Annotated in this window: 10 protein-coding genes and 1 pseudogene; 6 read left to right on the top strand and 5 right to left on the bottom strand. The window is 40.8% G+C overall.

Annotated features, from left to right (window positions below):
• From DS2_RS20615 to DS2_RS18820, 6 genes and pseudogenes are all read left to right on the top strand, one after another.
• Window positions 1–311: pseudogene (locus DS2_RS20615) on the top strand (hypothetical protein); the annotation flags it as partial.
• Entirely contained in the window at window positions 305–2,020 is a 1,716-nt protein-coding gene (locus DS2_RS18840; RefSeq protein WP_051480025.1) for a BatD family protein, read from the top strand. The pseudogene DS2_RS20615 and the gene DS2_RS18840, both read left to right, overlap by 7 nt.
• A 9-nt stretch (window positions 2,021–2,029) precedes the next feature.
• On the top strand, window positions 2,030–2,593 hold the full coding sequence (locus DS2_RS18835) for a sigma-70 family RNA polymerase sigma factor (RefSeq protein ID WP_035016615.1): 564 nt from the start codon (window positions 2,030–2,032) through the stop codon (window positions 2,591–2,593).
• Window positions 2,586–3,299, top strand: coding sequence for a DUF3379 family protein (locus DS2_RS18830; RefSeq protein WP_035016614.1), 714 nt, complete (start codon window positions 2,586–2,588; stop codon window positions 3,297–3,299). Before DS2_RS18835 ends, DS2_RS18830 begins: the two co-directional genes overlap by 8 nt.
• A gap of 116 nt (window positions 3,300–3,415) precedes the next feature.
• Complete coding sequence (locus tag DS2_RS18825; RefSeq protein ID WP_035016613.1) at window positions 3,416–5,194, top strand: choice-of-anchor I family protein; 1,779 nt, start codon at window positions 3,416–3,418, stop codon at window positions 5,192–5,194.
• Window positions 5,195–5,500: 306 nt separating this feature from the next.
• Window positions 5,501–6,382 (top strand): HDOD domain-containing protein, encoded by an 882-nt coding sequence (locus DS2_RS18820; RefSeq protein WP_035016612.1) that lies wholly within the window; start codon window positions 5,501–5,503, stop codon window positions 6,380–6,382.
• A 3-nt stretch (window positions 6,383–6,385) separates the two neighbouring features.
• On the opposite strand, the gene DS2_RS18815 is transcribed toward DS2_RS18820, so the two are convergent.
• The 5 genes from DS2_RS18815 to DS2_RS18795 all read right to left on the bottom strand — a co-directional run bounded on the left by DS2_RS18815 (window position 6,386) and on the right by DS2_RS18795 (window position 9,968).
• Complete coding sequence (locus DS2_RS18815) at window positions 6,386–6,913, bottom strand: hypothetical protein (RefSeq protein WP_035016611.1); 528 nt, start codon at window positions 6,911–6,913, stop codon at window positions 6,386–6,388.
• 195 nt (window positions 6,914–7,108) lie between these two features.
• A complete protein-coding gene (locus tag DS2_RS18810; protein WP_200870165.1) occupies window positions 7,109–7,909 on the bottom strand; it encodes a PhzF family phenazine biosynthesis protein in 801 nt (266 codons plus the stop codon).
• Window positions 7,910–7,957: 48 nt separating this feature from the next.
• Window positions 7,958–8,887, bottom strand: a complete 930-nt coding sequence (locus DS2_RS18805; protein WP_051480024.1) for an AgmX/PglI C-terminal domain-containing protein — start codon at window positions 8,885–8,887, stop codon at window positions 7,958–7,960.
• 11 nt (window positions 8,888–8,898) lie between these two features.
• Window positions 8,899–9,423, bottom strand: a complete 525-nt coding sequence (locus DS2_RS18800; RefSeq protein WP_035016610.1) for an ExbD/TolR family protein — start codon at window positions 9,421–9,423, stop codon at window positions 8,899–8,901.
• Window positions 9,424–9,425: 2 nt separating this feature from the next.
• Window positions 9,426–9,968, bottom strand: a complete 543-nt coding sequence (locus DS2_RS18795; protein WP_035016609.1) for a biopolymer transporter ExbD — start codon at window positions 9,966–9,968, stop codon at window positions 9,426–9,428.
• Window positions 9,969–10,426 lie beyond the last annotated feature (458 nt).

Below are 10,426 nucleotides of genomic sequence, written 5' to 3'. Positions count from 1 at the left end.
AACAACAGCAAGATGGCCAACAACAGCAAGACCAACAAACGCAAGCTGAAAAGAATAAACAAGAGCAGTTGCAAAAAATGCTCGAAAACGCGCAACAAAATGGCGAAGAGTCAGATGAAAATGGCGAGCAGCAAGTTATGCAGCCAATGACTGAAGAACAAAGAGCCGAGCAAGAGCAACAACAAATTATGCGTAAATTGTTAAATAAAGTAGATGATGATCCTTCGTATTTATTACGCAGAAAAATGCAACTTGAATATCAACAACGACGTCGTTCTCAAGCACCAACAGGAGTAACACAGCCTTGGTAACAATTAAAAAAACATGCTTGTTAATTAGTTTAAGCTTAATTGCGTTAGCTAAATCTTATGCACTAGAAGTGGTTGCAAGTGTCAGCCAAAACCCAGCAGTGCTCAATGAGTCAATCGATTTGGTTGTTACTGTTGATGATAAAGTCGATAGCTCAATCTTTAACTTTAACGTACTTGAAGATAACTTCAGAGTGTTAGGGACATCCGTTAGCCAGCAAACTCGGATGGTGAACTTTGATACCACTAGAGAAACGCGTTTTACCACAAGATTAATCCCCAAAGCACAAGGTACATTTACCATTCCAGCATTTAGCTACAATGGAGCAAGTTCAACACCGATCAAACTTGAGGTTGTTGGAAGGCCAAACCAACAAGGGCAAGCTCAAAACAAAGATATATACATTGAAGCCCAACTTTCTGCTGACTCTGTGTGGCTACAACAACAGGTAAGCTACACAGCTAAATTATTTATTGGGGTTAACTTAAACAGCGGCTCACTCACCCAGCCTGAAATCCCTGGTGCGCTCGTTGAACAACAAGGCAAAGATAAAGAAAGCGAGACATTAGTCAATGGCCGACGTTACCGAGTAATAGAGCGTACTTACTTGATCACCCCGCAACGCAGCGGTGAATTTGTGATTGATGGTCCGTTATTTCAAGGCGAAGTTGTTGATGGTCGACGCAGTCAATTTTTCTTTAATCAAACTAAAACCATAACGCGTACGGGCCCATCGCTAACATTAGATGTTAAACCAATTCCTGACAATTACGCAGGTCATTGGTTGCCTTCTGAGCTGGTTATGCTTAACGATGAGTTATCCCCGCCTCAACAAACATATCCGGTTGGCGAACCAATCACTCGAACAATCACCTTGTCCGCATTAAATATCAGTGCCGAGCAATTGCCTGAATTACAAATTGACTATCCAGATAGCTTTAAGGTTTATCCCGATCAGGCCCAAACTCATACTAGCTCGCGCGATAACCAAATTATCGCCCAACGCATTGAAACCGCGGCAATTGTCCCAAGCAAAGCGGGCGAATTTGTTCTACCGGAAATTCAGCTAAGTTGGTGGAACACTAAACGAGAAAAAATGGAAACAGCCACCATTGCCGAACAAACCATTAAAGTGGTGGCAAACCCAAGCCAGCAAGTTGTGCCTCCAACAGTCAACAACGGCACAGACGCAATTGAATGTATCGATACTTCTGATGTTGAAATGGACAAAGCAACTTTAACTGAAAATACCGCAAATAATACACAACCGGCCAGCTGGTCAACCCCAATCGTATGGGCGCTCGCTATTTTAACCATAATTAGTTGGCTAATCACTTTAACATTGTTATTGATGAAAAAGCGTGACAACCATAAACAAGCGGCGGTAGAAAAATCTGACACTCGTGATGAAAAACTCGCTTGGCAGCAACTGCTTAAAGCACTCAAGTCAAATGACACCAACCTAATTCGCCGCCATGCACAAACTTGGCTAAATTTGCTACTCAATACTCACAGCCACCAAGTGCTGGCTAAATTGATCAAACATGTTAACGATCCTGAATTAAATCAACAACTGGCCCAAATGGAGGCAAGCCGCTATAGTAAAACACCAAGCAGTTGGTCAAGCGAACAACTTAAAAATGCTCTAACTAAACTGCGCAACCAACATTTAGTTGAGAAAAAACCGCAGTTAACTAACTTAAATCCTTAGCGGGCAAAAATGAAAATATTTTCTCGAAATAAATCTGACAATATGTCGGTCTTATCTGACATGAGAGAAAAACAGCGCCAATACGAAGCTTTGGTCAGTGCATATCATAAAGATCTGTACCGCTACGCGTATTGGCTAATTCAAGACCAACACATCGCCGAAGACGTGGTACAAGAAACTTTCCTGCGTGCATGGAAAAGCTTAGATAGCTTGGTAGATGCAAAAGCCGCGAAGTCTTGGTTAATCACCATATTGCGCCGCGAAAATGCTCGACGTTTTGAGCGAAAACAGTTTGATATGAGTGAGTTTGATGAGCCGAACATTTTGGACAAAAGTGCAAATGTCGAATCAGATACTGAGCAATATTGGCTTAACAAACAAATCAACAGACTGCCACTAGAATACCGAGAACCATTAGTATTGCAGGTTGTTGCGGGTTTTAGCGGAGAAGAAATAGCGAACTTGTTGGAATTAAATAAGAATACTGTGATGACAAGGTTGTTTAGAGCGAGAAATATGTTGAAAGAAGCGTTGGATAACAACTCGACGCTAGAGAGGTCCGCGAATGGATGATTTAGAATTCAGACGCACAGTTTTTGCAGATCCAAAACATTTGGATGATGAAATCAAACAAGCAGCTCAAGCCGATATTGGTAAGAAACGCTTCATAGATGACATGCAAAACCTAGAAAATAACATTGAGCAATGCATGAAAGTGGATGTTCCAGAAGACCTTGCAAGTCGCATTATCTTGCGTCAAAGTCTGGAAGAACATAAACGTGAACAAAAAAGTAAAATGACTTGGTATATGGCAACCGCTGCATCCGTTGCATTTGCAATTGGAATTGGTTTTAGCCAACTAAGCACTTCGCCAGAATTCACTAATATCAACCAACTAGCAATGCAACATGTTTATGATGATGCCATGTATCATGCTTCGTTGGATTTGGATGTGCCGCTAAACGAAGTCAATGCTAAGCTAGCGGGTTATGGTGCTGAATTTACCGACTCTATCGGTCATATTTATTCTGCTAACTATTGCCAAATGCAAGCCATTCGCGCACTGCATTTAGTGGTTGATGGACAGCAAGGACAAGTAAATATTTTTGTGATGCCTAAAGCTGACCTCAAGTTAGATTGGCAACATATAGCAGACGGGAAAATGCAAAGTAAAGCTTCACGCCTAGAAGTAGTTGATGTCATTTACGTTGCACCTAAACAAGAAAACATCCAACAAGTACAAAGTCATATCGAAAATAAACTGAAGTGGCGCACCTAAAGCGCCCTTTTTATACTCAGCTTAACCAAGTTGTCATATTGGCGTAATCTAGCTGTCACTACGGTCATTTAACGTGTTGTACCATCATAAATAGTCTAAAAGATGGTTAAAATAACATGTTTAAAAAATCACTACTTTGCGCTGCAGTACTCACAGGTTTATCGGCCTGTAGCTTAGAAATTTCTACCGACGATCAGGCTGATATGCCACAAGGCGACGTTCAAGTCAACATGGACGTTGTTGGTCGTGTGGTATTAAATCCACAATCACCGGAAGGCGCAGCTGAGATTGTTGCATTCCAAAAATCGACTGGCTACATCTATGCAATTAACAGCTCTGGCGATGAAGCAACGGTTGAAGTTATCGATTTAAATGGTGTGGATGCCAATGCATTAACCGCAGATGTTGAAGGTGTTATCAACAATGAAAACTTAAGCATCATGTACACGTTAAAAGTGAATGATGATGTTGATGGTGATGCAAACAGCATAGCCATTCACGACGGTGAAGAACTATTAGCAGTTGCTATGGCCGCTGAAACAGGCACTAAAGGCAAGATCGCATTTTATGATATCTCAGGTGCGACGCCTGCTTTCATCAAAGCAGTTGAAGTCGGTTATCTACCAGATATGGTGACTTTCAATAACGCAGGTACGCAAGTGCTAGTGGCAAACGAAGGTGAACCATCAGACGATTATTCTGTTGACCCAGAAGGTTCAATCTCAATCATAATGATTGCAAATGGCGTAATTGCCAACCAAGCATTAGATTTAGATTTTGCAGATTACGACAACAAGAAAGATATGTTGGTCAGCCAAGGTGTTAAGTTTGCAAACCCAAATGGCGCATCGGTAAGCCAAGACTTAGAGCCTGAGTACGTGGCTGTTAGCAGTGACGACAAAGTTGCATTTGCAGTTATGCAAGAAAACAACGCAATGGCTGTGATTGACCTAAGCAACAAAGAAATCAAAACCATTTATGGTTTAGGCTTTAAGAACTGGAACATGTATAAAATCGATGTTTCAGACAAAGACTCTGGCATTGAGCTGAAAAACTACGAAAACCTATATGGCATGTACCAACCTGATACAATTGCAGCTTACACAGTTGATGGTAAAAGTTATGTAGTAACTGCGAATGAAGGTGATGCGCGTGAATATATTGATGATGCATTGTCAGGCGGCAGCGTAGAAGATGAAAACAAACAAGCATGTGAAACTAAGCATCCAAATGGTTTATATGATTTTGATGACGGTGAAGAAATTTGTTTCTCTTATCTAGAAGAATATCGTATCAAAGACTTAGACGACATCGCACCATTGAGCGCTGATTTGCAAGCTATCTTCGATGAAAATGGCGGTAAAGATGGCTTTGGCCGTTTAAAAGTAACCACTGCACTTGGTTACAACGCAGCTAACGATGAATACGAAAACTTATACGCATACGGTGCGCGTTCGTTCTCAATTTTTGATGAAATGGGTAACTTAGTATTCGATTCAGGTGATGATTTCGAAATGTACACTTCATTGATGCATGGCGAAGCTTTCAACAACGATGAAGATGTTAACGAAAGCGACACTCGTTCAGATGCAAAAGGCCCAGAACCAGAAGCATTGGCAATCGGAAAAATTGACGGACGCACATACGCATTCATCGGCTTGGAGCGCATGGGCGGCATTTTCGTTTATGACATTACCGACCCATACAATGTCAGCTACTCTAACTACGTAATAAACCGTGGCTTAGTTGAAGATGCAGACATTACTGGTGACCTAGCACCTGAGGGCATGAAATTTGTCGATGCAGCAAACAGCCCAACTGGCACACCACTATTAATAGTTGGTAATGAAATTTCTGGCAGCGTAAGTGTGTGGGAAGTTTCTGTAGATAAATAGCTAAGAAAGAAGAATAGCAATAACTAAAAGCAAAATTTCTTTTTCAGGGATGAAAAAGCGAAGCGTACATGGAAGTATTCACAGCGGTTTTGCGTTAGTTATGCTGTTCTTATTTCGTTTCAGCATATTGGTCAGAAATTAAAGTTTTGCTCTAAATTATTGCTCAACCTTTAATTAGTAACCAATCTCAAATCCGGTGGAAAATGTGTAAAAAATGGCGTTATCGTTTGTCGATAACGCCATTATTGATCTAGGCTTAAAAGAATTAACTTACCTTCGAACTAGAACCGAAAAAGGAAATTTATTTTGGCTCAACCTATCGATAAAACAAAAATTGAAGCTGCGTTAAAAGGTTTTACCATACCGCCTCGTCCCGATTTACTGCTCGCATTGCAAGCTGAGTTAGACACAGGTGAACCCAATGTTAAAGCTATCTCCAACTTGATTAGCAAAGACATTGCTATTTCTGGTTTTGTGTTAAAAGTAGTCAACTCACCTGTATACGCACTCACTCGTCAAATAGATAGTGTGCAACAAGCTTGTATGATTCTAGGTGCAAAACGAATCGTTCAATTGGTACGGAGCATATTGTTAAGATATAACGTTGGTGATAATAAACCCGATCCATTTATCAATGCCATTTGGGATACATCTACACAATTAGGTGAAGCCTGTATGGTAATATGCCAGCATTTGCGTTTAGATGTTGGTGATGAAGCTTATTCTATTGGTATGTTTAATAATGCTGGCATGGCACTCATTTATAGTATGCATAAGCAGTATCCAAGCATTATCGAAGAAGCCTACTGCACCGAGAATATAAATATAGCTTCCGCTGAAGAACTGCGGCTCGGTACATCACATGAATTACTCAGCTTTATGATTGCTGAATCTTGGGGGTTATCGCACGATGTATGCAATGTCTTAGCCTACCATCATTCGTGCCAAGCAATTTTTAATACCGGTACATTTTACGAAAAACAACTATTGTCAGTGTTAAAACTAGCTGAGCATATATTAGAAATACCTAGCACTCTAGGCCAAACTCATTTAGATTTTGAATGGAAACTGTACAGCGAGCAAATTCTAGATATTTTAGAACTAGAAGTGTTTCATCTAATTGATATAGGCGAACACCTGCACCAATGTGGTATTGAAAATCAATACCACATGGAAAGGCCAAATTGACATTTAGCAGTAACGCAAAGCGTATTTTCGACCACCTAACATCAACATAATTGCTAGCAACCAAGTTAAATTAGGCTCAGGTACACTATTAATTTGTTGAATAGAAAAATCACCGCTAATCTCTAATTCGTATGCACCAGCGAGTGTTGGGTTATACGCTTGAGTTGTAACAATAATTTGGAATATTTCCCCTGTAAAGACGGGTGAAAAGATACCGGTCGAAGTCGTGCTTCCATTACCCACACCATAAGACATATCATTATAAGGTGTGTCTGATCCTATCGGCCAGTTTGGTAAGCTCATGTCACCCCAAGCTAGCCATATGCCCCACCCATCACTGGTTACATCGAAATCGATATCTGTGGTTGAACCCGCTGTGACCTCAAAAAGGTCGTAATAAAATCCGCCAGTTACGTCTACAGCCAAATGATCCGAATTATCTATTTGCCCACTAATTAGCGTTGCACTAGCCAATTGAGAAAATGAAATGAAAATAGTTGCAACAAGAATGCACTGAATTCGCTTAATCATGCTTACCTCACAGTTAAACTATTATATGAAACTAGACTTAGGCATAGTTCGTGCCGCAAAAATAATAGTCTATTTATCAGAACGATAGATACACCAAACATATATAAGTGTAAAATTAACTGACACTAGCCAAGATGAATTTAACTATATACGCCTGGTCAGTAAACTGGTGGCCCAACCGTAATATTTTAGTGACTATAGCCGGATAGTACCTTGGCTAAACAAACATGCCTCACCACTGATAATAACACGTTCGCCTTTAAGCTCTGTATGCAATTGACCACCTCGTTTAGATAGCTGTTTTGCATACAGGCTCATTTTATCTAGCTTGCCGGCCCATAATGGAATTAAATGCGTATAAGCTGAGCCTGTTACAGGGTCTTCATTAATTCCGCATTGCGGCGCAAAAAAACGGCACACAAAATCACAATCATCGCCTTTGGCTGTGGCTACCACAAAACGTTCGGCTATTTGCGTCAAAGCCAAAATATTCGGTTTCAGTTCGACTATTTGTTGTTGGCTAGCGAACTCTAAAACTAAATATTCACCTTGATAACTGGCTATTGGTTTAATATTAAAACAGTTCAACCAGTCATCTTGCATTGGTACAGGTTCAGGCATTTGATTGGGAAAATTGAGCCCATAGCCATACTGATTTTTTTCAACCTGCAACAAGCCTGATCTTGAGGTGAAAGTAATCAGTGGTTTGCAATAAGATAAATGCTCATACAATACAAAAGCTGACGCAAGTGTTGCATGGCCGCATAAATTAATTTCAGTTTCTGGGGTAAACCATCTAATATGATATTGCCCTTGCTCTTCGACAAAAAAGCAAGTCTCTGATAAATTATTCTGCTCGGCAATTTTTTGCATTAATTCATCATCGATCCAACTTTCAAGCGGTACTATGGCAGCAGGGTTTCCTGTAAAAGGCCCGAACGAAAAAGCGTTAACTACATATTGAGTTAAATTTATTGGCGTTTGCTTGTTTGTCATTTCATATCCTTCTTTAACTGAGCAGAACACTGCCTATGCTGACCATTATTAGCTGGGTAAAAACTCTATTGTCCATTGAGTTTCGGTATCAGCCACGTCTTTGCTGGCAAACTGAATACCACGAAGTTTAATCATTAAACGTCGTTCTAATTTAGCATCATTTAGCTCACTACTGACAATAGACACCTGGCTAATTTCACCTGTCGAGGTTACCACCATATCAAACACAACTTTACCCGCCAATAAAGGATTTTTACGCAAGGCTCTATTATACAATTGATACAAACTTGCTTTGTGCGCTTCCAAGGTTTGACGAATTTCTTGCTCTGAACGGCTGGCTAACTCGCCGCCTTCAGATGTTTCATCCGCTATATTTTCTTCATCATTGCCGTATAAACCTAAGTCTTGTAACTGCTCGTTTTGTGCTAAACGCATTTGTTGATTTGGCACAGCATCCGCTGGTTCAGCAGCGTCCACTGTTGCCACTTGTGCTTGCTGCATAATCACAGCTTTTTTACCGGCAGCGGCATCTAACATATCCCGTTTAAACTCAGTTTGACTTTGTTTGCCCTGTTTTAGCGGCTGCTTGGGTTGCTCTACTTTTACCGCATCACGCAGTGCAAATAACGAGTCTTTCATTGCCGCTAAACCCGCCTTTTGCGCAACTTTTTTTGCTGCCGCTTTTGCTGCTTGTTTTTTCTCGACAGGCGTTGGCTCGGGTGGTTTTTCTTCTACGATTTCTTGCGGTGCTGGTTCAGGTTTTGGTGGTATTTTTTTATCTAACACAACTTTTGCTAATTGTGGTGGTAAACGTGTTTGTTGCTCGCGGGTTAACTCAGGTACTTCAATATTTGGCACCACAACCGCAACCACAAAATATCCAATAAATAATACCGCCAATATTTGTTTAAACAGTTTGTCAGAATAACCACCACTTGCTAACCACTGTGATTCCATTTGCATGCTTGCTGTTGTCATAACCAGACCTCTTAACTCGCTTGAACAGGTTTAGATTTTTGCTCAACCGCAAGCGATAGATCACGGTAACCAACTTCAGCACAAATCGCCATCACTTCTTTTAACAGAGCGTATTCAGTTGTTGCATCACCCAAAATAGTTACAGGCCAGCCTGACTCTGGCGCTTTTATACTGCCGTTTTGCAGTTTTTTATCCAAATGAAACTTAAGCTCTTGTTCAATGCTTTGTTTAATTTTATCCAGCTCTGTTAACGCAGCTTGTTTGTCCCTGCCCTGCCAGACTAATCTTTCGTGCACTAGGATCTTGTTGGCTTGAACCGTTATCGTAATATTTTCTTTCGGCAAAGATTCCGCCACAGAAGCAGGTAGAGTGAGCTCTTTATTATTTTGCAGCACCCGCACTTCCGACTGATTAACCATCAAGAAAAATACCAAAATGGTGAATATATCCATTAATGAAACGAGATTTAATTTAGCCCCTGCGGCGTTACGTTTTCTGTGTTTTATTTGCCGACGTACTTTTGCTGATACACGCATAATTACAACTCCTCTGCAGTCGATTCAGCCGACTGGCTAGTGGGTGCATCACCCAATGAAATATCTGGAAACAGCTCAGCATCAACTAAATTAGCCGCCACCACCGCTTTAAACGAACGCACAGTATCCATGGTTGAAACGATAGTTTGGTAGTCGGTATTTTCCGCCAGTAGTAAAACGATGTCTGATTTGTCTATTTTTTGCTGCTGGAACGTTTGTTTTAAACTTTGTAAATATTCAGACAACTCTTGATACGGATACCTGCCATCAGCCTCTTTGGCAAAAGCTTTGAGCATAACATTGCTTGGATAATTTAGAGTAAAACCCTGCTCGTTAACTACAAGCTCAAGTATCTGTTGCTCAGGATCAGCTTCACTTTCCCCTTCTGCTTGTGCGGGTAATTGAATATTTAAAATGCGTATTTGTGAAAAGACTAAACTCAACAACAATACAGGTACTAGCACTATCATTAAGTTCATAAATGATGTGATATCCAACTCAGCATCTTGCCGTACCTTTTTTAGTTTTCTTCTTCCAAAAGCCATATTTAAACCTTTTTCAATTTATCCTTTTTGTGCGCCATATTGCACAATCCAGTTAAGCAGCTGCCGAACCAGTGGCAATCGTCGGCACCAAAGCATAGTTTTCGTAAAACCGCTAAATTCAGAGGCGACTATTCATCCCTGAAGGTGAGGCCCTGTCGTCGTCCCTGACTCCACCTCATCAGACTGCGAAGCGGTGCTTCGGTTCTGATTCGCCCATGAAAAAGAAATTTTGCTCTAAACTATTGCTTCGATACCTCCTGAATTACCAACAGTGTTGCCAAACACCCAACTCAACCAGCAACTCGAAACTCATAAAACCCAACCACTATCTGACAGAGCACAGTTAAACAATCATGCGAAAACGCTTAACGTGCCAACAACTCCAAACCCCATAACTCAACTCTGTCATGTTGCACAATCGAGTTTGGCAATTGAGCAATAATTAGGAGCAAAACTTC

Source organism: Catenovulum agarivorans DS-2, from assembly GCF_000568405.1.
Lineage (GTDB): Bacteria > Pseudomonadota > Gammaproteobacteria > Enterobacterales > Alteromonadaceae > Catenovulum > Catenovulum agarivorans_A.
This window is presented reverse-complemented; position numbering and strand designations above follow the sequence as displayed.